The organism is Streptomyces sp. NPDC005494, assembly GCF_042872025.1.
Lineage (GTDB): Bacteria > Actinomycetota > Actinomycetes > Streptomycetales > Streptomycetaceae > Streptomyces.
In genome coordinates, this window is record NZ_JBIAJR010000016.1 from 1 (window position 1) to 25,222 (window position 25,222).

Annotated in this window: 18 protein-coding genes; 4 read left to right on the plus strand and 14 right to left on the minus strand. The window is 70.2% G+C overall.

What is annotated here, in order from left to right; translation table 11 throughout:
• Window positions 1-160 precede the first annotated feature (160 nt).
• From ACFYQ6_RS32920 to ACFYQ6_RS32940, 5 genes are all read right to left on the minus strand, one after another.
• A complete protein-coding gene (locus ACFYQ6_RS32920) occupies window positions 161-1,351 on the minus strand; it encodes a S8 family serine peptidase (protein ID WP_388766495.1) in 1,191 nt (396 codons plus the stop codon).
• A 277-nt stretch (window positions 1,352-1,628) separates the two neighbouring features.
• Window positions 1,629-3,725, minus strand: coding sequence for a beta-galactosidase (locus tag ACFYQ6_RS32925; protein WP_361581206.1), 2,097 nt, complete (start codon window positions 3,723-3,725; stop codon window positions 1,629-1,631).
• A 96-nt stretch (window positions 3,726-3,821) separates the two neighbouring features.
• A complete protein-coding gene (locus ACFYQ6_RS32930) occupies window positions 3,822-5,162 on the minus strand; it encodes an extracellular solute-binding protein (RefSeq protein ID WP_361581209.1) in 1,341 nt (446 codons plus the stop codon).
• Between the two features lie 149 nt (window positions 5,163-5,311).
• Window positions 5,312-6,253, minus strand: coding sequence for a carbohydrate ABC transporter permease (locus ACFYQ6_RS32935; protein WP_361581212.1), 942 nt, complete (start codon window positions 6,251-6,253; stop codon window positions 5,312-5,314).
• Window positions 6,254-6,256: 3 nt separating this feature from the next.
• Window positions 6,257-7,177 (minus strand): sugar ABC transporter permease, encoded by a 921-nt coding sequence (locus ACFYQ6_RS32940; RefSeq protein ID WP_361581214.1) that lies wholly within the window; start codon window positions 7,175-7,177, stop codon window positions 6,257-6,259.
• A 480-nt stretch (window positions 7,178-7,657) separates the two neighbouring features.
• Here ACFYQ6_RS32940 and ACFYQ6_RS32945 point away from each other — a divergent pair, with 480 nt between their 5' ends.
• Together ACFYQ6_RS32945 and ACFYQ6_RS32950 are read left to right on the plus strand one after the other, a co-directional pair.
• Window positions 7,658-8,674 carry a LacI family DNA-binding transcriptional regulator gene (locus ACFYQ6_RS32945; protein ID WP_361581217.1) on the plus strand — a complete coding sequence of 339 codons (1,017 nt, stop codon included), beginning with the start codon at window positions 7,658-7,660 and terminating at the stop codon, window positions 8,672-8,674.
• A 197-nt stretch (window positions 8,675-8,871) separates the two neighbouring features.
• On the plus strand, window positions 8,872-9,471 hold the full coding sequence (locus ACFYQ6_RS32950) for a YdeI family protein (protein WP_388766597.1): 600 nt from the start codon (window positions 8,872-8,874) through the stop codon (window positions 9,469-9,471).
• 164 nt (window positions 9,472-9,635) lie between these two features.
• Here the strand turns inward: ACFYQ6_RS32950 and ACFYQ6_RS32955 are convergent, their stop codons facing one another.
• Window positions 9,636-10,061 (minus strand): acyl-CoA thioesterase, encoded by a 426-nt coding sequence (locus ACFYQ6_RS32955; RefSeq protein WP_388766499.1) that lies wholly within the window; start codon window positions 10,059-10,061, stop codon window positions 9,636-9,638.
• 268 nt (window positions 10,062-10,329) lie between these two features.
• Between ACFYQ6_RS32955 and ACFYQ6_RS32960 the strand changes: the two genes are divergently transcribed.
• Window positions 10,330-13,344, plus strand: a complete 3,015-nt coding sequence (locus ACFYQ6_RS32960) for a carbohydrate binding domain-containing protein (RefSeq protein ID WP_388766501.1) — start codon at window positions 10,330-10,332, stop codon at window positions 13,342-13,344.
• A 60-nt stretch (window positions 13,345-13,404) separates the two neighbouring features.
• Here the strand turns inward: ACFYQ6_RS32960 and ACFYQ6_RS32965 are convergent, their stop codons facing one another.
• Together ACFYQ6_RS32965 and ACFYQ6_RS32970 are read right to left on the minus strand one after the other, a co-directional pair.
• Window positions 13,405-15,444, minus strand: coding sequence for a GTP-binding protein (locus ACFYQ6_RS32965; protein WP_388766503.1), 2,040 nt, complete (start codon window positions 15,442-15,444; stop codon window positions 13,405-13,407).
• Between the two features lie 178 nt (window positions 15,445-15,622).
• Window positions 15,623-16,837: a helix-turn-helix domain-containing protein gene (locus tag ACFYQ6_RS32970; protein ID WP_388766505.1), complete on the minus strand. Its 1,215-nt coding sequence runs from the start codon at window positions 16,835-16,837 to the stop codon at window positions 15,623-15,625.
• A 167-nt stretch (window positions 16,838-17,004) separates the two neighbouring features.
• Between ACFYQ6_RS32970 and ACFYQ6_RS32975 the strand changes: the two genes are divergently transcribed.
• Window positions 17,005-17,610, plus strand: a complete 606-nt coding sequence (locus tag ACFYQ6_RS32975) for a hypothetical protein (protein ID WP_056789649.1) — start codon at window positions 17,005-17,007, stop codon at window positions 17,608-17,610.
• A gap of 139 nt (window positions 17,611-17,749) precedes the next feature.
• On the opposite strand, the gene ACFYQ6_RS32980 is transcribed toward ACFYQ6_RS32975, so the two are convergent.
• The 6 genes from ACFYQ6_RS32980 to ACFYQ6_RS33005 all read right to left on the minus strand — a co-directional run bounded on the left by ACFYQ6_RS32980 (window position 17,750) and on the right by ACFYQ6_RS33005 (window position 24,787).
• Window positions 17,750-18,844, minus strand: coding sequence for an aldose epimerase family protein (locus tag ACFYQ6_RS32980; RefSeq protein ID WP_388766507.1), 1,095 nt, complete (start codon window positions 18,842-18,844; stop codon window positions 17,750-17,752).
• Window positions 18,844-19,881 carry a LacI family DNA-binding transcriptional regulator gene (locus ACFYQ6_RS32985; protein WP_361581238.1) on the minus strand — a complete coding sequence of 346 codons (1,038 nt, stop codon included), beginning with the start codon at window positions 19,879-19,881 and terminating at the stop codon, window positions 18,844-18,846. Before ACFYQ6_RS32985 ends, ACFYQ6_RS32980 begins: the two co-directional genes overlap by 1 nt.
• 70 nt (window positions 19,882-19,951) lie before the next feature.
• The gene (locus ACFYQ6_RS32990) at window positions 19,952-21,001 is read right to left on the minus strand and encodes an ABC transporter permease (protein ID WP_361581241.1); all 1,050 of its coding nucleotides are present in this window, start codon (window positions 20,999-21,001) and stop codon (window positions 19,952-19,954) included.
• Complete coding sequence (locus tag ACFYQ6_RS32995; protein WP_361581244.1) at window positions 20,998-21,996, minus strand: ABC transporter permease; 999 nt, start codon at window positions 21,994-21,996, stop codon at window positions 20,998-21,000. Before ACFYQ6_RS32995 ends, ACFYQ6_RS32990 begins: the two co-directional genes overlap by 4 nt.
• Window positions 21,993-23,600: a sugar ABC transporter ATP-binding protein gene (locus ACFYQ6_RS33000; RefSeq protein WP_361581247.1), complete on the minus strand. Its 1,608-nt coding sequence runs from the start codon at window positions 23,598-23,600 to the stop codon at window positions 21,993-21,995. Before ACFYQ6_RS33000 ends, ACFYQ6_RS32995 begins: the two co-directional genes overlap by 4 nt.
• Window positions 23,601-23,701: 101 nt before the next feature.
• Window positions 23,702-24,787: an ABC transporter substrate-binding protein gene (locus tag ACFYQ6_RS33005; protein WP_361581250.1), complete on the minus strand. Its 1,086-nt coding sequence runs from the start codon at window positions 24,785-24,787 to the stop codon at window positions 23,702-23,704.
• Between the last annotated feature and the right edge of the window lie 435 nt (window positions 24,788-25,222).

Below are 25,222 nucleotides of genomic sequence, written 5' to 3' on the forward strand. Positions count from 1 at the left end.
CGCCCCCCCCCCCCCGCCGCCGGGGGGGGTGTTTGTTGCGTCGTTACATGCCCCACCCCCCCCCCCCCCCCGCGCGCCCCCCCCCCGCCCCCGCCCCGCGGGGGGGGCCGGGGCGCCCCCCCCCCCCCCCCCCCCGCTTCCGTACGGCTCGAACAAGGAGTCAGAGGCTGTCGGTGTACAGCAGAAGGTCGGGCGACCCGGCACCCAGACCCGTCAGGACGTCGGGGGTGGCCTCCGCGGCGAGCCAGTCGGCGACCTCCTGCGGGGAGGCGGACGGGTTCTGCTCCTTGTAGAGGGCCGCGACACCGGCGACGTGCGGACTGGCCATGGAGGTGCCGCTCAGCGTCGTGGAACCACCGCCGAGCTTCGCGCTGACGATGTCCACGCCCGGGGCGTACTGCCACACGCACGTGCCCCAGTTGCTGAACGTCGCCTGCCGGTCCTGGTCGTCGCTGGCGCCGATGGCGATCACGCCCTCGGCACGTGCCGGGGAGACGTCGCAGGCGTCCTGGTCCTCGTTGCCCGCCGCCACGACGGGCAGAGTCCCTTCGGCCGCCAGGGCGTCGAAGGCGTCATCCACCGCCGAGGAAGCCGGCCCGCCGAGCGAGGCGTTGACGACGGCGGGCTGCTGGGCGTTCTGCGCGATCCAGTCGAGGCCGGCGATGATGCCCGCCCAGGTGCCCGAGCCCTCGCAGTTGAGGACCCGCACCGGCACCAGGGATGCCTCGCGGGCGACGCCGTACGTCTCCCCGGCCACGGTCCCGGCCACGTGCGTGCCGTGGCCGTTGCAGTCCTCGCCGTCGCGGCCGTCGCCGACCGCGTCGTAACCCGCGCCCACCCGGCCGCCGAACTCGGCGTGCGCGGACTCGATGCCGGTGTCGAGGATGTAGGCGGTCACGCCCTGGCCGGTGCCCGTCACGTCGTACGCGCTGTCCAGCGGCAGAGCGCGCTGGTCGATACGGTCCTGCCCCCAGCTCCCCGCGACGGCACGGTTGCTCGCACCCTTCCCGGCCGCCGCCGCGGGCGGCGACACGGAGGCCTCGCTGTTCTCCTCGACCGTCTGGACGCCCGCCGCGCCGCGCACCTTCTCGAGCTGGGCGGACGTGAGGGAGGCCGCGAAACCGTGCAGGACCTTGCTGTAGGTGAAGAGGGTCTCGACCCCGAGCTGCTCGGCCGTGGCCGACGGCGTCTGATCGGGCGAGAGGGTGATGATGTACTGCCCGGGCACGGCCCGGGCCGACTTCTGGACCGGCACGAGGGTCTCGCCGGTGTCGGCCGTGGCCGGGGTGGTGCCGATCAGGGGGGCGATCAGCAGTAGAGCGGCTGGTGCCCAGCGGGCGCGCAGGCGCATGCGTTCTCCCTTGAGACGGAGGAGCGGGTCACGGACCGTGTCAGGCCCGCGACGTGCGAACACCTGACCCTTCGTCCACATCCGGGCCGGGCCTTGAGCAGCGTCAGCCGGACAGCGCAACGATCGGTACACGGGCACGCCCATTCGGCCCGGCCGGGACGTCCCGGACCGGCCTGCCCCGGAACGCCTGGGACACCCCGGAGCGGCCCGGAACGCCTGGGCGTACCGGGCCGCTCCGGCCTCGGACCGCCCAGGTCTCTCGGATCACCCGAGCCGATCAGGCCACATGGACCGTTTCGCCGGCGAAGGGACTGGCCCCGGCTGCCGCGCGGAGCACCACGACGCCTCGCGGCGGCAGGACCAGACCGTCCCCGGCGGACGGCGAGGCCCCTGTCAGCACCTCCGCGTCCACCGCCCCGCACGCGACGTCCTCGTCCGTGCGGTTGACGAGGAACCAGTACGCGTGGGAACCGTCGGTCCGTACGGTCGTCTCCACCCGGCCCCGCGCCTCGGCGGGCAGTTCCCCGGCCACACCCGCGGCGGACAGCAGGGACCGCAGCACATCGGTGAGCCCGGGGCCGTCCAGCCGGGTGGAGACGTACGCGGCGGAGCCCCCCTCGGGCAGGGCGCGACGGGTCAGGGCGGGGCGCCCTGCCTGGTCCCCGGTCGCATACCGGGCGAGCACCTCGGTCGCGGGGTCGGTCAGGTCGATCCGGTCGGTCCACCGGGTCCCGGTCAGACCGTTGTCGAGTCGTACGTCGTCGCCCTCGCACAGCGGGCCGAACTCCTCGATGCGGACGCCCAGCAGGCTGCGCAGCGCTCCCGGGTACCCGCCGAGGTGGACGTGGTCGTTCTCGTCGACGATGCCCGAGTAGTAGGTGGTGGCGAGATGGCCTCCACCGCGCACGTACGCCTGCAGCCGGTCGGCGAGGGTCTGCGGGACGACGTGCAGCAGGGGAGCCGCCACGAAGTCGTAGCCGCCGAGGTCGGTCGTGGTCGTGACGACGTCCACCCTGACTCCGAGCGTCAGGAAGGCGGAGTACCAGTCCAGTGCCTCCTGCCGGTAGTCCAGCAGGGATGACGGCTGTGAGTCGCGTTCCACCGCCCACCAGGACTCCCAGTCGAACACGAGCGCCGCACGCGCCGGCTCGCGTACGGAGCCGGCGACCGGGGCGAGTGCCTCCAGGGTCCTGCCGAGTGCGGTCACCGCGCGGAAGACCGCGCTGTCCGCTCCCGCGTGGGGCACCATCGCCGAGTGGTACTTCTCGGCACCGGCCGCGGACTGGCGCCACTGGAAGAAGCAGACCGCGTCGGCTCCGTGGGCGACGTGGAGCAGGGAGTCCCGGGCCAGCTCACCCTCGCCCTTGGCGACGTTGACCGTCTGCCAGTTGACGGCGCTGGTCGAGTGCTCCATGAGGAACCAGGGCCTGCCCTGGGCGATGGAGTGCGTGAGGCCGGCGGAGAAGGAGAGTTCGTCCAGCCGCTGCGGGCCCGGCCGGGTGTAGTGGTCGTTGGAGACGAAGTCGATCTCCCCTGCCCAGTCGGGGTAGTTCATGCCCTTGGTCCCGCTCATCACCATGAAGTTGGTGGTGGCGGGGATCTCGGGGGTGATGCGGCGCAGGATCTCGCGCTCCGCCCGCAGGTAGTCCTTCAGCGCGTCGGACGAGAACCGCTTGAAGTCGAGCTGCTGGGTCGGATTGGCGTGGCTCGCGGCGAGTCTCGGCGGCTGGATCTGTTCCCAGTCCCCGTAGTACTGCGACCAGAAGGAGGTCGCCCAGGCCCGGTTGAGCTCGTCGAGGGTGCCGTAGCGGGCACGCAGCCAGTCGCGGAAGGCCTGGGCGGCGTCGTCGGAGTAGTCGTAGATGTTGTGGCAGCCGAGTTCGTTGGAGATGTGCCAGGCGACCAGGGCGGGATGGTCCGCGTACCGGGTCGCCATGGCTTCCACCAGCCGCAGGGCGTGCCGGCGGAAGACGGGTGAGGTGGGCCGCCAGTGCTGTCGCGCGCCCTGGGAGAGGGTCTCACCGGTCCGGGTGACCGGCAGGATCTCCGGGTGCAGGGTGGTGAGCCAGGGAGGCGGTGAGGCTGTGGCAGTGGCGAGGTCCACCGCGATGCCGTTGTCGTGGAGCAGGTCGAGCACCTCGTCCAGCCAGTCGAAGTCCCAGCGGTCCTCGGCCGGCTGCAAGCGGGCCCAGGAGAAGATCGCGACGGAGACGACGGTGACCCCGGCCTCGCGCATCAGCCGGACGTCCTCCTTCCAGACCTCGCGCGGCCACTGCTCCGGGTTGTAGTCGGCGCCGTAGGCGATGTGCGCCGGACTGTCACCGGAGAGCGGGCGCAGCCATGCGCGCTCGGAGGAGTCGGAGGAGGAGGTCATGGTGATCCTTTGGATGCGGAGGTGCGTGTACACACAGGGGCGGTCACCCGTCGGACGGACGGGCGACCGCCCCTGTGCCGGGTCAGCGGCGCGGTGTCACTTGTTGACGCTGAAGCCCTGGTCCGTGCCGTAGGTGACGGCGGCCTTCTGCCACTGCTTCAGGCCGTCGGCCAAGGTGGTGGAGGAGACGTACGCCTTGCCCACGGAGTCGTTGAAGATGGAGTTCGCGTACACCTGGTAGGGCAGGTAGGACCAGGTGTCCGGGACCTGGCTCGCCGAGCGCGCGAAGATCTCGTTCGCCTTCTGCCCGCCGAAGTACGGGAAGCTGGTCTCGAGGAACGTCGGGGAGGACAGGTCCGCGGTGGTGGCGGGGAAGGCACCGCCCTTGATGCGCGCCTGGACGCCGTCGGAGTGGTTGGCGTACTCGTTGAACGCGTAGGCGAGATCCTTGTTCTTGCCGTCCTTCATCACCGCGAGGGAGCTGCCGCCGTTCTCGGAGCTGACCTCGCCGCCCTTCTCCCACTGCGGGAGGGGCGCCGCACGCCAGTCACCGGCGGCCGACTCCACACCCGTGACGAAGTTGGCGGGCATCCACGCGCCCGTGGCGAGGGTGGCGATGGTGCCGTCCGCGAGGCCCTTGTACCACTCGTCGCTCCAGTTGGTGATGGGAGCGAGGAGCTTCTCGTCGAGGAGCTGCTGCCAGACCTTGGTGAAGGCGACGACACCCTTGTCGGAGGTGAGGTCGACCGTCACGTCGGTGTCGCGGGACTTGAACGGGGTGCCGCCGGCCTGCCAGATCATGCTGGTCGTGAACCCCGCGTCACCCGTGTCGTTGGCTATGTACGCCTTCGGGTCCGCGGCGTGCAGGGCGCGCGCCGCCTCGAGGTACTCGTCCCAGGTGGTGGGCGTGGCGATCTGGTGCTTGTCCAGGACCTTCTTGTTGTAGAAGAGCGCCATCGGGCCCGAGTCCATGGGCAGGGCGTACACGCCGTCGTCCACGGTGACCGAGTTCCACGGTCCCGGGGAGTAGTCGTTCTTGAAGTCCTTCGCGCCGTAGCGGCCGAGGTCCTCCAGGGACTTGCCGAGGGCGAACTGCCCGAGGGCGTAGTACTCGATCTGTGCGACGTCGGGCACGCCGGACCCGGCCTGCACGGCGTTCTGCAGGGCGGTGTACTGGTCGTTGCCCGTACCGGCGTTGACCAGCTTGACCTTGACCTTCGGGTACTCCTTCTCGAAGTCGCTGACGACCTGCTTCAGGGTCGGCTCCCACGCCCACACCGTGATCGATCCGCCCTTCTTGAGGGCCGCACGGAGTTCACCGCCCGTCACCGCCTTGTCCGAGGCGGGCTCGTCGGAGGACCCGCACGCGGTCAGGCTCAGCGCAGCCGCGCACAGCAGGCCCACGCCGCGCATCGCGCGTCTGGTCATGGTTCTCATATCGCTTCACTCCGTTGTGGTGAGGGTGGTTCACGAACCGTCGAGCGTCCGCACCGCGTGGTGCGGGGGTAATGGGGGGTGGAACGCCGTGCGTACCGGGGGCCGGGGGGATCCGGTCGGGAGGCACGGGGGCCGGGGGCGCGTGCGCGTCACCCCTTGACGCTGCCCGCCGCCAGTCCGGACTGCCAGTAGCGCTGGAGCAGCAGGAAGGCGATGATCAGCGGCACGATGGTCAGCAGGGAGCCGGTGATGACCAGGTTGAAGACCGGCTGGCCGCCCGCGGTGGAGGCCTGCTCGTTCCAGGCGTCCAGTCCGAGCGTCAGCGGGTACCAGTCGGGATTCTTGATCATGATGAGAGGCAGGAAGTAGTTGTTCCAGGTCTGCACCATGGTGAAGAGCAGCACCGTCACGATGCCCGGCGTCAGCAGCGGCAGTGCGACCGTGAAGAACGTCCGCAGTTCCCCCGAGCCGTCCACCCGCGCCGCTTCGAGCAGTTCGGTAGGTATTGCCTCCGCGGCGAACACCCACATGAGGTAGAGCCCGAACGGGGAGATAAGGGACGGGATGATGACGGCCCACGGTGTGTCGGTGAGGCCCATCTTGCTGAACATGAGGAAGGTGGGCACGGCCAGCGCGGTCGCGGGCACGGCCACCGCGCCGATGACGGTGGCGAAGACGGCGCGCTTGCCCGTGAAGTCGAACTTGGCCAGGCCGTATCCGCCGAGCACCGCGAGGAAGGTGGCGCCACCGGCGCCCACGACCACGTAGAGCAGGGTGTTGAGGAGCCACCGGACGAAGATGCCGTCGTCGTAGGTGAGTGTCTGCGTGATGTTGTCCCAGAGCGCGAAGTCCCCGCTGAACCAGAGCCCGAAGGAGTCCAGCAGGCTCTTCTGCGTCTTGGTCGCGTTGATGAGGAGCCAGGCGAGGGGCAGCAGCGCGTAGACGGTGGTGAGACCCATCAGCGCGGTGAGCAGCACGCTGCGGCGCGGCCGGCCGGGCGAGTGGCGCCTGCGGGTGGCGCGCAGGCGGGCCGGGGCACGGTGCGTGGATCGCCGGGACGTCTGGCCGGCGGTGAAGGAAGGGGCGGTCATCGCTCACGCCTCCTTTCGCATGCCGCGCAGCTGGACCGCGTACGCGATGATCATCGTGACCACACCCATGACGAGGGAGACAGTGGCCGCGTAGTTCTGCTGCCGGCCGGAGAAGGACAGCGAGAAGGTGTAGAGATTCGGCGTGAAGTACGTCGTGATGGCGTTCGGAGCAAGGTTCTGCAGGATGCTCGGCTCGTTGAAGAGCTGGAAGCTGCCGATCACCGAGAAGATCGTCGCGATCACCAGCGCCCCCCGGATGGCGGGGATCTTGACCGCGGTGACGATCCGCCACTGGCCGGCTCCGTCGATCTCGGCCGCCTCGTAGAGGGACTTGGGGATGACGCGCAGGGCCGAGTAGAAGATCAGCATGTTGTAGCCGATGAACTCCCAGGTGACGATGTTGCCGATGCTGGCCAGCACCAGGGACGGGGAGAGCGGGTCGGGCAACGTCACGCCGAGGGCGTCGTTGATGTTCGCGACCAGCCCGAAGCGCGTGCCGTAGATGAAGCCCCACATCAGGGTGGCGACGACGGCGGGTACGGCGTAGGGCAGGAAGATCGATATGCGGAAGAAGCTCTTGCCGTACAGCCTGCCGCTGTCGAGCGCCAGGGCTACGAGCAGCGCCAGGCCGAGCATGACGGGCACCTGCACCACGAGGAACAGGGCCACGCGGCCCACGGCGTCCCAGAACTGGTCGTCCTGGAAGGCCCGCTGGAAGTTGTCCAGGCCGACGAAGGACGTACCGCCGATCAACTGGTCCCGGAAGAAGCTCAGATACAGCGAGTAGGCGATCGGAGCGAGGAACACCAGGGCGAAGACAGCCATGAAAGGCCCCACGAAGAGCCACCCGACCCGCCCTCGCCCGGAGCGTGATCTTCCGGCTGGTGGGCGGCGTCCGGTCGTGAGCGGCGTAACGGCCGTCATGGGTACTCCTGTTGATCCGGCGGTGAGCATGGCCCCGGCCGGATGGAGACACCGGACATCGTGGAGGCGCTGTGCTTGAGGGTGCCGATGCCCACGTGAACGTGCTGATGTTTACGTAAACATTTATCGGTGAGGTGATGTCTACACGCCTCTTCCTCCCCCGGTCAAGGCTCGGATCGCCTGTCACGGTGACGAGTTGGACTCCGCTCCCCCGCCGGGCCCGCGTCCACCGCGACGCGCGGCTGACCATGTGCCGACGGCACCTCTCCGGGGTGGTAGAAATGCCGGTGACCCGAACCCGCGGTCCGCACGCGACACGAGCCATACGCGCGGCCGGACAGCGTGGGTACCGACAGGGACACCACCGAAGGACACTCGCGGGTGGAACACGGCCCGGCGCGGCCGGAACAGCGCCCCGGACGGCGAAAGGCTCACGCGACCACGACGGAGGCTGAGGAAGTGCACGGACAGGAACAGGCCATGGAGCGCCCTCCTCGCAAGGAGGCCTCGATGGCCGATGTCGCGCGCCTGGCCGGCGTCTCCTCGCAGACGGTCTCCCGCGTCTCCAACGGTCACGCGGTGGTCTCCGAGGAGACCCGCGAACGCGTCCTCACCGCCATGAAGGAGCTGAACTACCGACCCAACAGCGCCGCCCGCGCGCTCAAGAGCGGGAAGTTCCGCACCCTGGGCGTCATCCTGTTCACCCTGGCCACGACGGGCAACGTCCGCACGCTGGAGGCGATTTCAGCCTCCGCGGCGGACGAGGGCTACGCCATCACCCTGCTGCCCGTGGCGACGCCCACCAGCACGGGGGTCCGAGGGGCCGTGACCGTGCTCGGCGAGCAGGTCGTGGACGGGATCATCGTGATCATGGAAGTCCGCCTTCTCGACGCCGCGATCTCCCTGCCGCCCCACACACACGTGGTGGTGGCGGACTCCGACGCGGGCGACCGCTACAGCGTCGTGGACACCGACCAGTCGGGCGGCGCCAGGGCGGCGGTGCGGCACCTGCTCGACCTCGGGCACCGCACCGTGGTGCATGTCGCCGGCCCGGCGGAGTCCTTCGCCGCCCAGCGCCGCGCACATGCCTGGCAGCAGACCCTCGAGGAGGCGGGGTGTCCGGTTCCGCCGCCGGTGGGGGGCGACTGGTCGGCGGCTTCGGGATACCGCGCCGGTCTCGCCCTGGCGGCCGATCCCTCCTGTACGGCGGTCTTCGCGGCCAACGACCAGATGGCGCTGGGCGTCCTCCGGGCGCTGCAGGAGCAGGGCAGGCGCGTACCGGAGGACGTCAGCGTCGTCGGCTTCGACGACATCGCCGACTCCGCCTCGTTCCTTCCGCCCCTGACGACGGTCCACCAGGACTTCGCCGAGATCGGCCGGCTGTGCGTGGACGGCGTCCTGCGACAGATCCGCAACGAGTCGACGGAACGGGGCACCACCCTGGTACCTACGCGGCTGATCGTCCGGTCCAGCACGGCCCCGCCGCCCTCGGCGTGACGTGCGCCCACGGGTGAGGCGCGCCCGGGACGGGGCGCGCCCGCCGGGTGCTGTGCGCCCTGCGACGACGCGGGCCCGCCGTGCGACCGGGCCGTCGATCAGTGGTCAGCATTCAGCGGCGATACAGGACGGAAACTGTCCTCTTGGCCTCCTAGCGTGGAGGCATGACCTCATCGGCGACAAGGACGGGCACCGCGATGGCACGGATCCGGGAGACGGACGACGGCGGCGCGGGCCCGCAGGCGCGTCTTTTCGAGCGGGCAGCCCTGCTGGATGACTGGCTGGAGAGACATCACGCGGAGCACACCGAACTCTGGCTGAAGATCGCCAAGAAGGGGTCGGGCATCCCGTCCGTCACCGCGTCCGAGGTCATCGACGTGGCGCTCTGCCACGGGTGGATCGACGGTCAGCGCAGATCGCTGGACGAGACGTACTACCTGCAGAGGATCTCGCCGCGCCGCCGCGGCAGCAACTGGTCCCTCGTCAACGTGGGCAAGGTCGAGGCGCTGACGGCGGACGGCAGGATGCGGGAGTCCGGTCTCGCCGAGGTGCGGGCGGCGCAGGAGGACGGCCGCTGGGCGGCGGCGTACCCCTCGCAGAGCCGGGCCACCGTGCCCGACGACCTGGAGGCAGCCCTGGCCGCCGATCCCGGAGCAGCCGAACGCTTCGGGCAGCTCAGCAGGTCGGACCGGTACCTCGTGCTGCTCCAGCTACTGACGGCGCGTACGCCGGAGGTGAGAGCCGCCCGCCTCGCGCGGGTGACGGCGAGGCTGGCAGCGGGAGAGCCGGTGCGCTGACCGGGTGCGGCCCCGCCGCCGCCACGGCCCGGGACGGGCGGACCCGAGAGGCCCCCGTCGGCACGGCCCGAGCGACCCTGTCGGCACGGCCCAGGACAGGCGGACCTGGGCAGTCCGGTGATCCCGGGGCTCCGGGCGGCGCGGCAGCAGTCCGTGACGTCCCGTCAGTCGGCCCGGACGCCCAGCAGCTCCGGTTTGTCCGCCAGCGAGGCGAACCGCCCGGCAGGGTCGGCGATCAGCCGGCGGGCCGTCAGGTCGAGGATGCCGCCCACGCCCCGGATCTCCGCGGCCACGGTGCCGTCCTCCTTGACGATCTGCTGTCGCACCTCGAAGGTCTTCCCGGAACCGTGCAGGAGTTCGCAGCTGACGCGCACTCTGTCTCCGCCGCGCAGCTCGCGCAGGTAGGTGACCGTCACCTCCAGCTGCACGGGACCGATTCCATGGGCCAGCAGCTTCTCCTGCGGCAGCCCCGCCTCGCGCAGCAGTTCCCACCGGGCGTGCTCCGCGTACTGGAGGTAGACGGCCTGGTTGAGATGGCCCTGGGTGTCGAGCTCGTAGCCCCGGACGGTGACATCGACGGAAAAGGTCATGAACGCCCGAACGCTCCGGCGCCGTACCGCATTCCTCACCGGCGACAGTGTGCGCAGGCTCTTTACGGAGCTGTCATGCCCAGGTAACTTCCGTCCTGCAAGAGATTGCAGCAAGGTTCTGACAGGAATTTCTGTCAGGGCGCACTGCTCGCCCGAACCCTGAGGCGCGTCCGGGTTCCCCGGCGGGATCCTCGCAGCCGCTCCCGGAACGGCTGTGCTGTCGGCAGCCGCGGTCCCCCGCCTGCGGCCCTCCCCTGGAGACACACCAATGAGACGCACGCCTTTTCGGCTGCTCGGACGCCTGTCAGCGGCGGCCGTGGCGGCCCTGGTCCTGACGGGACTCCTGACCCCGTCGGCCGAGCCCCCGGGCACGGGGTCAACAGTCCCGGCCGCCGCCTCGGAGTCCACCGCCACGATCTTCTACTACACCAAGACCAAGAACTGGTCCGCGTACCGGCTGCACTACGCTCCGGACGGCGGCTCCTGGACGGCCGTGCCCGGCGTTGCCATGGAGGCCGCCTGTACGGACTGGGTGAAGCTGACCGTCAGCCTGGGCAGTGCCTCCGGCCTGGCCGCGACCTTCAACGACGGCTCCGGCGTCTGGGACAACAACGCCGGCAACAACTACGACCTGGGCACCGGCACCATCACCGTCAAGGACGGGGTGGTGGCCCACAGCGACCCCTGCGCGGACTCGGGGACGGAGCCGGAGCCCGGCGAGGCGCACACCGCCTCGGTCTACTACTCGACCGCGACCACCGGCTGGACGACCACCAACCTGCACTACCAGCCGGCCGGTGGGGCCTGGACCACCGTGCCCGGCCTGGGCATGGAAGCCGCCTGCACCGGCTGGGTGAAGAGGTCCGTGGACCTCGGGACCGCCACCTCCATGCTGGCCACCTTCAACAACGGCAACGGGGTCTGGGACAACAACGGCGGCAGCAACTACACGGTCCCTGACGGGCTGTCCACGGTGAAGGGCGGGAAGGTCACCGCCGACGCCGAGGATCCGTGCGAGGCCGCCGCCCCGGACACCCAGGCGCCCAGCGCCCCCACGAAGGTCGCCGCGAGCGCCGACGGCGTCTCCGTCGTACTGACCTGGGAACCCTCCACCGATGACCGTGGCGTGACGAAGTACCAGGTCACACGTACGGGCGGCACCAAGGGCACGGTGGTGACCGACATCGGTTCCACCGTCTTCTCCGACACCGGCCTGGAGGCGAAGACGGCGTACAGCTACACCGTCAAGGCCGTGGACGCGGCCGGGAACGTGTCGGCCGCGTCGGCCGCTGCGACCGCGACCACCGGAGAGAAGCCCACCGCCCCCGCCTCCGGCAGGCCGCTGGGCACCGACCCCCGCAAGGACCCGATCTACTTCGTGCTCACCGCCCGCTTCAACGACGGTGACACCACGAACAACCGGGGCGGCAGCCAGCACACGAAGTCGGGCAACGCGGCCAACGACGACCCCATGTTCCGGGGCGACTTCAAGGGCCTGGTCGAAAAACTCGACTACATCAAGGGCCTCGGGATGTCGGCGATCTGGATCACGCCGGTCGTGCTCAACCGGTCGGACTACGACTACCACGGCTACCACGGCTACGACTTCTACGAGGTCGACTCCCGGCTTGAGTCCGCCGGCGCCTCCTACCAGGACCTCATCGACGCGGCGCACGCCAAGGGCATGAAGATCTACCAGGACGTCGTCTACAACCACTCCTCGCGCTGGGGCGCCAAGGGCCTGTTCACGCCCACGGTCTACGGGGTCCGCGACGCGCAGTGGAGCTGGTACTACGACGAGAAGAACGAGGGCTTCGAGTACGACGGCCTGACCGTCGAGACCAAGTCCGGGAAGTCGTACTACAACGGCGACCTCTGGTCCACGGCCGAGCCGTCGGGCAACACCTGCGTCAACTGGGGGACCCCCTCCGGGGCCACCTCCCCGGAGGGCTACCGCATCTACAACTGCCAGTGGCCGAACCCTACTTCGGGCATGTTCCCGAAGGCGTACTACCACAAGTGCTGGATCGGCAACTGGGAGGGTGAGGACTCGCGCAGCTGCTGGCTGCACGAGGACCTCGCCGACTTCAACACCGAGAGCGCGCCCGTGCAGAACTATCTGATCGGCGCCTACGACAAGTACATCGACATGGGGGTCGACGGCTTCCGGGTCGACACCGCCGTGCACATCCCCCGCACCACCTGGAACCGCCGCTTCCTGCCGGCCATCCAGGAACGGGTCACCCAGCAGTTCGGGGCCGAGGCCGCGAAGAACTTCTTCGTGTTCGGCGAGGTGGCGGCCTTCGTCAACGACAAGTGGAACCGTGGTTCGGTGAACCACTCGGCGCAGTTCTACACCTGGAAGGAGCGCAAGGAGTACAGCGCGGACGACGAGAAGGCCGCGCTGGAGATGTACGACTACGAGCAGCAACAGGGCACCGGGTCCCAGCCGACGTCCACCAACGCCTTCCTGAACGGGAACGCCTACCACACCCCGGACCACAGCAAGTTCTCCGGAATGAACGTCATCGACATGCGCATGCACATGAACTTCGGTGACGCAGGCAACGCGTACAACAACGGCAAGGACTCCGACGACAGTTACAACGACGCCACGTACAACGTGGTGTACGTCGACAGTCACGACTACGGCCCCAACAAGAGCAGCGAGCGTTACGCGGGCGGGACCGACGCCTGGGCCGAGAACATGTCGCTGATGTGGACCTTCCGGGGCATCCCCACGCTCTACTACGGCTCCGAGATCGAGTTCCAGGCCGGGAAGAAGATCGACTGTGGGCCCAGCTGCCCGCTGGCGACGACGGGACGGGCGTACTACGGGGCCCATCTCGCCGGTGACGTCAAGGCGTCGGGCTTCGGCACGGTGGAGTCCGCGACCGGCGCGGTAGCCGACACCCTGTCGAAGCCGCTGGTCAAGCACGTGCAGCGGCTCAACCAGATCCGCCGCGCTGTCCCGGCCCTCCAGATGGGGCAGTACTCCACCGTGGGCATCTCCGGCTCGATGGCGTACAAGCGCCGCTACACCGACGCGGCGAGCGGCACCGACAGCTTCGCGCTGGTGACGGTCACGGGCAGCGCCACGTACACGGGCATCCCCAACGGCACCTACAAGGACGCGGTCACCGGGGACACCCAGGTGGTGACGGGCGGCACCCTCGCCGTCCCGGCACCGGGCAAGGGCAATCTGCGGGTCTACGTCCTCGACCTCGGCGGCAGGAACGCGGCTCCGGGGAAGATCGGGACGGCGGGTCCGTATCTGAAGTGAGCCGGGGGTGTGACGGACGCGCCGCTCGCGGGTCCGTCACACCGGGGCCTCACGTCCGGATCAGGCCCTGCCCGATCCGGGCGCGAGGTCCTGTCCCCCGCCGACCCGGCGCAGGGTGCGCAGGAGGTACTCCTTGCGGTTCCGCGGGTCCCGGTCGGTCCGGGGCCTGTGCGGAACGGCGCCCTCGACCGGCCGGTAGCGCTCGAAGGAGGTTTCCACCACCCCTTCGCCCCGCGTCAGCCCGGGCAGCAGCCGCTGGAGCGCGTGCACCCGCGCGGCCGGGACCTCCCCCTCCAGGACGCAGACGCTCCCCTCGGTCACCGGCGTTCCCGGGACGGCGCGCAGCTTGACGAGGGCGGGCACCAGTGGGCTGAGGGCGTCGGCCGGAATCTCGGCGCGGAAGCTGTGCATGGGTTCGTACACCGTGGTCCCGGCCGCCTCGAGCGCGGCCATCAGGACCAGCGGGGTCAGATTCCTGAAGTCCCCCGCCGTACTGGACATGCTCTTGTCGAAGACGGCGTGCGCATGGCTCTGCCGGGGCCAGTAACCGGAATGCGTCATGGTGACCACGCAGTCGGTGACCCGCCATCCGTGAATTCCCTCGGCAAGTGTTTCCAGCACCGTGTCCTCCACCGCCCTCATCAGGGAGAAAGGCATGGAACCCAGCTCCACCTCACGGCGGAACTCGACCCCGCTGCCGAATGCGGCGGGCTCCACCCGGAGCCCCACGGTGGCGAGAAAGGGATTCGGCTCCTTGTCGATGAATTCGACGGCCGCGCCCGTCCCCGTGGGCCGTTCCAGGCAGATGGTCGTCGTCTCCCGGAAGCCGACCTCGATGCCGTACTCGTCGGCCAGGGTCGCCTGGATGACTTCCTTCTGCACCTCGCCGTAGAGCGAGAGGGACACCTCCTGCCTGACGGCGTCGGTGCGCACACCGATCAGCGGGTCCTGTTCCGCCAGGTGTCCGAGCGCCTGGTGCAGGACACCCTCGTCCTGGTGGCGGAGGGGAGTGACCACCGTCTCCAGGGTCGGCGGCGCGAAGTGGGCGCGTGGCGGCGCTCCCCCGGATTCCCCGATCCTGTCCCCGATGCGGACGGTGTGGAGGCCCCGCAGCCTGCCGATGCGGCCGGCGGGAAGCGAGGGCTCCCGCACGTCCGTTCCGCTGTCGAAGACGGTGATGGCGGAGATCTTGCCCTCGCGGATCTCCTCGTCGCCCTCACCCCGCAGCCGGACGCGTTCTCGGGTCCGCACCGTCCCGGAGAACATGCGGGCGTACGCGATCTTCTCGCCCACCGGGCTCCGCTCGACCTTGAAGACCGCGCCGGAAGCGGGGCCCTCGGTGTCCTGGCCTGTGGCGGGGAGGAACTCGGTGATACCGGTGATCAGTTCGGCGATGCCGACGCCCGTGGCCGCCGAGCCGAAGTACACGGGGTGCACCAGCGCCTGCCGGGTCTGTGCCGCGAGCCGGGCGCGGAGCCGTGCGTACGGGACGGCCACCCCGTCCTCGACGCACGCCGCGAGGAGTTCGTCGTCGTGCGTGGTGAGCAGATCGGTCAGCGCGGTGACGAAGTCGCGGTCCCCGGCGGTGAACTGCCTGGTGCGGGCGTTCCGGGTGCCCAGGCCCTCGGGCCGTCCCATGGCGACGACGGCCGGGGAGAGCCGCCTGGCGAGCTCCGCCAGGACGCCCCCGTGACGGGCGCCCGTGCGGTCGGTCTTGTTCACGAACACGAGGGTGGGGATGCGCAGCCGGCGCAGGGCTCGCATCAGGATCCGGGTCTGTGCCTGCACGCCTTCCACGGCGGAGACGACGAGGACGGCCCCGTCGAGCACGCCGAGGACCCGTTCCACCTCGGCGATGAAGTCCGGGTGGCCGGGGGTGTCGATGAGGTTGACGGTGACGCCGTCGACGGCGAAGGACACGACGGCGGACTTGATGGTGATTCCGCGCTGCCGTTCCAGGGCGAGCGAGTCGGTCCGCGTGCTGCCGTCGTCGACGCTGCCGACCGTGTCGATGACTCCGGCGACATGGAGCAGCCGCTCGGTCAGGCTCGTCTTACCGGCGTCGACATGCGCCAGAATTCCTAGGTTCAATGTGTGCACTGAGCTTCAGGTCCTCGAGATAGGTGTGAATTCCTGTCTGGGTGGACACAGAAGCTCGGCGCATGGACATCTCCCTGGTGGATCAGCTGGTCGAGGGATTACAGCAGCCGGCCGTGCGGGGCGGCAATCGATTAAGTGAGCGTTTGATCAGCCTATGTCCGTCGAAGTTACTCATCGGTCACTCGGTCTGTCCGGAGTCCGAGTCTGTGATCCAGCGCCCTTCGGCGGAGTCGTGTACGTACGCCGGCCTCCCCGTGGTCCCGCTCGTGCGGAACGGCTTCCCGCTGTCCGTGATCCGCACCGTCCCCGTACGGCCCCCGGCGCTCCACTCCAGCTCCAGGTACCAGCGGCAGTCGCAGCCCGCCGTCCGCGCGGAGACCAGCAGCTCCTCGGGGTCGGAGGAGGTGACCTTGTACGGGAACGAGACGGCCGGGATCTTCCGGACCTCGGCACCGGAGGCGTCAAGGCCGTCGACGGGCCTCGCGAGTGGGCGCGGCCGGTCGAGGTCCACGGCGAAGTGGCGCGGGGTGACGGCGCCGCCACAGCCGCTGTCCATCCGGTACGCGTTCCACGGCAGCGGCGCGGCGCGGTCGACCACGCGCACGTGCAGCGCATGGAGGACGACGGCGTCGGACGGCGACCGGCCCTGGACCGTGATCCTCACCAGCGCCTCCCCGCCGTGCACGGCACCGTGCGTCCCGGCCCACGCCCCGGAGTCGGCCGCGACCGGCGGCGGGGCGACCGCGCAAAAAGCCCGGTCCACGAGGTAGGTGTGCCCGCAGCCGCCCTCCCAGAGCTGGGAACCGAGGCTCCAGGTGAAGGGGAGCGGGGCCGCGGTCCGCCCCGGAGCGGTGGAAGCGGGGGCGGAAGCCGTACGGGCGGGGTGGCCGAGCAGGGCGGCGGCGGCGAGGGCGAGCACGACGAGGGCGACGGCGGCGGCGGCGACGAGGAGGAGAGCGGGGGCGCCACGACGCGGGCGGGCGCGGGGCGCCTCCGGCGCGGACAGATCCGCGGCGGACGGGTGCGGGGCGGTCGGGTCCGGGGCGGGGCCGGGGCCCGGTTCCGGCGCGGACGGGTCCAGGTTCGATTCCGGCGCGGCCGACACGGCCGGCACAGGCGTGGGCGCGGGCGAGGCCGCTCGGCTGCGGGCGCGGTCCGCCTCCGTCCAGGCCGCCTCCAGGGCCCGCCGTTCCTCCTCGTCCGCCCCGCACAGCAGGGCGAGGCGGTCGACCACGGCGAACTCCTCCGGGACGGTCGCGCCCGAGCAGTAGCGGTGGAGGGTGGACGCGCTGACGCTCAGCCGCCGGCCCAGCGCCTCGTAACTCCTCCCGTCCCGCGCCTTCAGCGCGCGCACGAGCCCCGCGAACTCCTCGACGGCGGCGTCCTTCGGCATTCCATCCCCCTCGACCCTGCGTCCCACCCTTCACGTCCTTGCACGTCAGCGGGGGTGGAATGGTTCCGGGACGGCTGGTGGGCGCGTGATCGTTGCAGCCGGCGGGCGCAGGCCCCACGCTGGTTGAGCACTGACCGGACGAACGACCCGACGGGGGATCCACCACCATGAACAAGCTCCGCACCGCACTCGCCACCGCAGCCGCTGCCGCACTGGGCCTCGCGGCCCTCGCCACAGCCCCGGCGCAGGCCGCTGCCCAGCCCGCCTTCCTCGCCGCCTCCCAGATGCCGCCGTCGTCGACACCGTGGACCGCCACCCAGGTCTTCACCGGCGTCCCGGAGAACGGCGGCGTCCTCTGCGCCCCGTACAAGATCCCGGCGCAGAACACCCGCTACCGCGAGTTCAGCACCGAGCTCGACACCAACGGCGTCCAGGTCACCACCGTCGCCCGTACCGAGGCCGACGCCGTGAAGCTGGTCGACACCCTCCGCGGGGCCCTCGCCGGCTGCGGCCCCCTGCTGGAGCAGCAGAACCCGGGCCTGCAGGCCGTCAGCGCCTCCCACGGCAAGCTCGCCGTCGAGGAGGGCGCCTGGGTCTACAGCCTGGACACCGCCGACCCGCAGATCGGCATCTCCGACATCCACCTGTTCTCCGTCGGCCGCGACGGCCGCACCGTCACCCTCGTCCGCTGGGGCCAGATGGGCGACCTCGAGGACGCCCCGCTGACCGCCTTCCGCACCACGACGAAGACCGCCGTCAACAAGCTCCACTGACCCGGGGGGCTCCCCCGAGGGCTGACCACAGCTCGTCAGCGGCGCGGCCGGAACCCGGGCGCGCCGCTGTCGTGCCCACCTGCTCCGCCGGCGGCGACCACTTCCTGGCCTTCACCAGCATCGCCTGCACCCTCATCTGCTACCGCAGACTCGCCAAATGAGATGGTCTCTGACTCCTCAGGTGCGGGAAGCGCAGTTCGGTGCGGCTGTGGGCGTTGTCGCCGGGGCGCAGCACGGTGCTGGGCAGTTCGGGCCGGTTGGGCGAGTCGGGCAGGTGCTGGGTCTCCAGGCAGACCGAACCGTGCCGTTCGTGACGGCGGCCGGTGGCATCCGTGAAGGAGCCGTCGAGCTGGTTGGCGGTGTAGACCTGGATGCCCGGCTCCGTCGTCCACACCTCCATGACCCGGGCGGAGTCCGGAGCGGTGAGCCGAGCGGCGCGGCGGAGAACGCCGCCGGAGTCCCGCAGGACCCAGGAGTGGTCGAAGCCGCCCGCGCCACGCAGTTGTTCGTCGTCGTGGCCGAGGCGTTCGCCCAGGACGCGGGGGGTCGTGAGATCGAAAGGGGTGCCCCTGACCTCGTCCTGGGGACCCAGGGGTATGCCCTCCCCGTCGACCGGCAGATAGGTATCGGCGTCGACCTCCAGGCTGTGCCCGAGGACGTCTCCGTGGCCGGCCAGGTCGAAATAGGCGTGGTTGGTGAGGTTGACGACCGTGGGCCGGTCGGTGGCGCAGGTGTAGTCGATGGCCAGAGTGCCGGCGGTGTCGAGGGTGTAGGTGACGGTGCTGTCCAGCGCCCCGGGGAAGCCCATGTCACCGTCGGGGCTGTGCAGGGTGAGCCGGACGGAGACGCTGTCGTCAGTGTGTTCCGGGGTGGCGTCCCAGATCCTGGTGTGGAAACCGTCTGGCCCGCCGTGCAGGGCGTGGCCGCGGTCGTTGGCGGGGATGTGGTGCTCGGTCCCGTCGAGGGTGAAGCGGCCGTGCGCGATGCGGTTGGCGTAACGGCCCACGATCGCGCCGAAGTACGGGTGCTTGGCCGTGTAGTCGTCGAGGGTCGCGAGCGAACGGACGACGGAGGCGGTGGTGCCCGTGGTGTCGGGGACGTCGAGGCGGTGCAGGGAGGCCCCGTAGGTGATCACGTCGGCCTGGACTCCCGTACCGCTGTCGAGGGTCCACAGGCGGGTCGGTGTCCCCTGGACGGAGCCGAAGGGGGTGCTGTGCACGGTGGGGCGCGGCATCAGAGATCCTCTGTGGGGCCGGAGTGGGGCCCGGGCGTGGTGGATTCGCGGACGACGAGGCGGTAGCCGGGGCGTGGCCTGCGGGGTTCCTTCACGGCTTCGCCCGAGAGCCGTTCGACGAGGCTGTCGACGGCGAGACGGGCGATGGCCTCCTTGTCCGGGGCGATGGTGGTGAGTGTGGTGGAGGTGTAGCGGCACTCCTCGATGTCGTCGAAGCCGACGACGGCGATGTCCTCGGGGATGCGCAGTCCGCGTTCACCGATGGTCCGCATCGCGCCGATCGCGATGAGGTCGTTGTAGGCGAAGACGGCGTCGGGGCGCTCTCCCCGGTCCAGGAGCTCGGCCATCGCGGTGGCGCCGTCCTCCCGGCCGTAGCCGTCGGTGACGACGACGAGGGATTCGTCCGGTTCGATCCCGGCTGCGGTGAGTTCCTCGCGCCAGCCGCGCAGCCGCAGGTGCGCGGGCTGACGTTCGCGGCCGGTGCGTGAACCGAGGAAGGCGATACGGCGGTTGCCCTGGCCGACGAGGTGACGTACGGCCGCCCGGGCCGCGGCCACGTTGTCGATGGCGATGTGGTCGTACGGCGCCTCGTACTCGCGTTCGCCCAGCAGGACCAGGGGCGCCGTCTCGGTGCGCGCCATGAGGTCCTCGGTCTCCAGGTGGATGGGGCTGAGGATGAGGCCGTCGATCACGTGCGACCGGAATCCCTGGCTGACCAGGAGCTCTTTCTCCCGGAGGCCGGCGGTGTGGTCGACCAGGACGGTGTAGTCGTGGCGGGCCGCCGCGTCGATGACGGCTCCGGCGAGTTCGGCGAAGTACGGGTTGCCGAATTCGGGGACGGCGAGGGCGATGATGCCGGTGCGGCCCTTGCGCAGGTGGCGGGCGGTGAGGTTCGGCCGGTAGCCGAGTTCGTCGATCGCCTGTTGCACCCTGGCGCGCATGGCGGGTGTGACGTGCTGATAGTTGTTCACCACGTTCGACACGGTCTTGATGGACACGCCCGCCCGTTGTGCAACGTCCTTGAGGCTGACGCCCACGGCACTCCTTGGTTCGGCTCGGCTCGGCTCGGCTTGGTCTGTGGTCCGGCCCTCGGCGGGCGGCTCGTCGTCAGGTGCTTCTGCGACTGCGCGCCAGGTAGCGCTGGGCCACCACGACAACGATAAGGAAGCCTCCGCTGACCACCGACTGGTAGGAGGAGTTGAGCGAGCCGATCTGGTTGATCAGGTTCTGGATGACGGCCAGCAGCAGGACACCCCACAGCGTGCCGCTGATCGACCCGGCGCCGCCGATGAGCAGGGTGCCGCCGATGACGACGGCGGAGATCGCGTCGAGTTCCATCCCCACACCGACGATGGTGACGCCGGAGGACAGCCTGGCCGCGTTGAGGGCGCCGGCGAGTCCGGCGAGCAGTCCGCTGAGTGTGTAGACGAGGATCTTCGTCCGTGCGACGGGCAGGCCCATCAGCGTGGCCGCGTCGCTGCTGCCTCCGACGGCGAAGAGCGTCTGCCCGAACGAGGTGCGCTGGAGGACGATTCCGCCTGCTCCGAAGAGCACCAGCGCGATCAGGATCGGGTAGCCGAACCCCCAGACGCTGCCCTGACCGAGCTCGCCGAAGGCTGAGCCCTTGGGCACCAGGTAGGTGGTGGCGCCCTCGTCGGTGAGGGCCAGGAGCAGGCCGCGCGCTCCCAGCAGGGTGGCCAGGGTGACGATGAACGGCGCCATGTTGCCCCGGGCGATCAGCAGCCCGTTGAGCAGGCCGATCCCGCCGCAGACGAGGAGTGGCAGCAGCAGGGCGGCGAGGATGCCCCATTGGGAGGCCCAGGCCGCGAGGACCCCGCCGAGGGCGAAGACCGATCCGACGGACAGGTCGATGCCGCCGGTGATGATGACCATCGTCATGCCGAGCGCGACCACGGCGAGGAAGGACGCCTGGATGGTGACACCGCGCGCGTTGTCCAGGGTGGCGAAGGTCGGGTAGACGAACGAGGCGGCGATCACCACGGTCAGCAGGACCGCGAGGACGCCCTGGCGTTGCAGGAGTTCGGTGACGCGCTGCCGGCCGCTCTGCTCGGGTCCGCCCGGGGGGCGGGGCGCGGTCGCTTTCCGTGGTGCCGCGGCCGGGGCCGGGGCGACGGTGACGGGCTTGGTTTCGTTCATCGGGACCGACGCTCCCGGGCGACGTAGACGGCGGCGATGATGATGGCCGCCTGGGCGATCTGTGCGGTGGAGTCGGGCAGGTCGTGCTTGACGAGTGTGGCGCGCAGCAGCTGCATCAGCAGGGCGCCCGCCACGGTGCCGAGAACCCGGACGGAGCCCCCGTTGAGGGGCGTGCCGCCGACCACGACCGCCGTGATGGCGGAGAGTTCCATGAGGGTGCCGAGCGAGGAGGGGTCGCTCGCGGTCAGCCTGGCCGTGGCCAGGATTCCGGCGAGCGCGGCGAGCACTCCGCAGAGCACGTAGACGCCGATGAGGACGCGCTTGACGGGCAGCCCCGCGAGCGCGGCGGCCGGGCGGTTGCCTCCGACGGCGACGATCTGCCGGCCGAACGTGGTGCGCTGCACCAGGAAGGCGACGGCGACGGCCAGTACGCCGGCGATCAGGACGACCAGCGGTACGCCGAGGAAGGAGCCGGTGCCCAGCGACAGCAGGTCGGGGTTGACGATCTGCTTGAGCTGGCCGTCGGCCATGACCAGGGCCAGTCCCCGGCCCCCGACGAACAGGGCGAGTGTGGCGACGATGGGCTGGAGTCCGACGAGGGAGACCAGAGCGCCGTTGACCGCTCCGACGACCGCGCCTGCCAGCAGCGCGACGACGAGGGCCGGTACGAGCCCGTAGCCGAGGTAGAGAGGGAGGAACGCGGCGGCGAGCGCCATGGTCGAGCCGACGGACAGGTCGACGCCCTCGGTGCCGATGACCAGCGCCATGCCCAGGGCGACGATGACGATCGGCGCCACCTGGACGAGCTGGGTACGGAAGTTGTCGGTGGTCATGAAGTGGTCGGTGAACAGTGCGTTGAAGAGCAGCACCACGGCCACGGCCACATAGACGCCGTACCTCTGGTACCAGGCGGGGTCACGCAGCCTGGCCAGGGGGTTCGCGGGCTTGTCCGGGGTGTCGCCCTTCGTGGGCGGGGCGACTGCGGTCTGGGTCATCGGGGGTCCTCCTGGGCGGCCGGGGCCCTGTCCGCCGGCTGCGGTGCGTGGTCGGCGAGCACTTCGAGCAGCCGGTCCTCGGCCACGTCGTCGCCGGACAGCTCACCGGCGACGGCTCCGCCGCGCAGGACGACGATCCGGTCGGCGCCCTCGATGAGTTCCTCGATGTCCGAGGAGATGAGCAGGACGGCGAGGCCTTCGCGCGCGAGGTCGTCGATGAGGCTCTGGACCTCGGCCTTGGCTCCGACGTCGATGCCCCGGGTGGGTTCGTCGAGCAGCAGGACCTTGGGTTCCAGACAGAGCCAGCGGGCCAGCAGGACCTTCTGCTGGTTGCCTCCGGAGAGCTCGCCCACCTTCTGCTCGGGGCTCGACGCCTTGATCCGCAGGCGCTTCATGAAGATGTCGACGATCCGGTCCTGCTTCGCGCGCGAGACGACACCGGCCCGGGAGAGACGGGGCATGGCGGCCAGCACGATGTTCTCGCGTACGGAGAGACCGGGGACGATCCCCTCGGCCTTGCGGTCCTCGGGCAGCAGGCTGATGCCTGCCCGTATGGCGGCGGCCGGGGTGAGGCGCTTCAACGGGACCCCGTCCACCGCGATTTCGCCCCCGTCCAGGGGCAGCGCGCCGGACAGCGCCTTCGCCGTCTCGCTGCGGCCGGAGCCCAGGAGCCCGCCGAGGCCGAGCACCTCGCCCGCGTACAGCGACACGGATATGTCGTGGAGCTGGAGCCGGCTGGTGAGCCCGGTCGCGGTGAGGACGGGCGTGCGGGCCGCTTCGTGGCCCTCGGCGGCGAAGCTGGTGACGCCCGAACGGCGCACCTCGGAGAGGTCGCGGCCGAGCATCATCGACACGAGCTGCATCCGGTCGAGGTCCGCCAGGTCGCCGGTGTGGATGTGGCGGCCGTCGCGGAGGACGGTGACCCGGTCGCAGATCCGGTAGAGCTCGTCCATGCGGTGGCTGACGTAGAGGACGGCGATGCCCTGGTCACGCAGGTTGCCGATGACCCGGAAGAGGGTCTCCACCTCGCGCGGTTCGAGCGAGGAGGTGGGTTCGTCCATGATGACGACCTGGGCGTTGACGGACACGGCCCGGGCGAGGGCGACCATCTGCTGCGTGCCGATGCCGAGGGTGTGCAGGGGGCGGCGCGGATCGACGCGTACGCCGAAGCCGTCGAGCAGCTCGCTCGTCTCCCTGTGCATGCGGGTGAAGTCGATGAGTCCGACGCGGTTCCTGGGTTCGCGGCCGAGGAAGATGTTGCGCGCCACGCTCATGAGCGGGACGAGGTTGACTTCCTGGTAGATCGTGGAGATCCCGGCCTGCTGCGCCTCGAACGGCCGGGCGAACCTGACCGGTTCACCGGCCATCCGCAGTTCACCCCCGTCCGGCCGGTACACGCCGGTCAGCACCTTGATGAGGGTGGACTTGCCCGCGCCGTTCTCCCCGACCAGTGCGTGGGTCTCCCCCGCGCGCAGGGTGAAGGAGACGTCGTCGAGGGCGACGACGCCGGGGAAGCGTTTGCTCACCGAGCGGGCTTCGAGCACGCCGGAGGCCGTGGCGGCGGCCTCCGCAGGTGCGTGAGGAGTTGCTTCGGGTGGTGCCATGGGTCTTCTTGGCCTTCCGCTGTCCAAGGGGGAGGGCCCGGAGCCGCCGTGGCCCGGAGCGGGCGGCCACGGCGGCGGGGGCCGGTGGGTTCAGGCGCGGATCAGTACGCCCCGCCGAGCGATTCCTTGGCGTTGGTCTCGTCGTAGGCACGGTCGGAGATGATGACGTTCTCGGGGATCTCCTCGCCGCCGTAGAACTTCTGGGCCGTGGCGAAGGCCAGCGGCCCGAAGCGCGGGTTGGACTCGATGACGGCGTTGTACTCACCGTTGACCAGGGCCTGGACGGCGTTGCGGGTGCCGTCGACCGAGACGATCTTGACGTCCTTGCCGGGCTTCTTGCCGGCGGCCTTCAGCGCGGTGACGGCGCCGAGGCCCATCTCGTCGTTCTCCGCGTAGACGGCGGTGATCTCGGGCTTGGACTGGATGAGCTGCTCCATGACCTGCTGGCCCTTGTCACGGGCGAACTCGCCGGTCTGCTGGGCGACGATCTCGATGCCGGGGGCCTCGGCCTTGATCTGGTCGACGAAGCCCTTGGTCCGGTCGGTGGTCACGTTGTTGCCGGAGGCGCCGAGGAGGATCGCCACCTTGCCCTTGCCGCCGGTCGCCTTGATCATCGCGTCGGCCGCCCGCTTGCCCTGCTCGACGAAGTCCGAGCCGAGGAAGGCCACGTAGTCCTCGCAGGCCTTGGAGTTGACCTTGCGGTCGATGGTGAGGACGGGGACCTTCTTCGCCGCGGCGGCCTTGAGCGCGGGCTCCAGGCCGTCGGAGTTCAGCGGGGCGATGATGAGGAACTGCGCACCCTGGGAGAGCATGTCCTGGATGTCGCTGATCTGCTTGGACAGCTGCGACTGCGCGTTGGTGGTGAGCAGCTTCTTGACACCGATCTTGGCGGCCTCGTCCTTGATGGACTGGGTCTCGGCGATGCGGAACGGGTTGGCCTCCTTCTCCGACTGGGAGAAGCCGACCACCGCGTCCTTGAGGTCGATCTTGGGTGCGCCGTAGCTCTGCAGCGAGCAGCCGGGGCCGGAGGCCGCCTCGGGGGACTTGGCCGCCTGTGCGCCCTGGCTGCTGTCACCACCCGCGCTGTTCGTGGTCTCCGACTTGGAGCAGCCGGAAACGGCCAGCGTGGCGGTGGCGGCGAGCAGGCAGGCCGCGGCGAGGGTACGGGATCGACGCTGGGTCATCATGCGCGGGACGCTCCTTGGCGAGGTGACGGCACACCGTTCGGCGTGCGGTCAGGCATGGCGGGACGACACGTCAGCCGCTCGGGGGCGGATGACGCTGAATCCCTCACAACCCCGCTTCCAGCTGCGGAAACTCGGTCATGAGGGCCTTGGGCGGCCTCTCGGCGGCTCGGTTTACAACGTTATATAGGCGAGGCGGCGGAAGCGGCAAGAGAGTTGCCGCTGCGTTTCCAAAACGTGTCACCCGGCAGCCTGGGTCTTCGGCGTGCACGGCGGGACGCCGCAAGGCAACAGGTGCTGCGCCACCCCTGGACAGCGACTTGACCGCGTGCTGTCATACCGCCGACATCAATTTTGCAACGTTGGAAGAATGCTGCCGCGCCATCAGCCGGACGCGGCGGCACCTCCTTCGGATGCGAGCGGCCCGGTCCGGGCCGG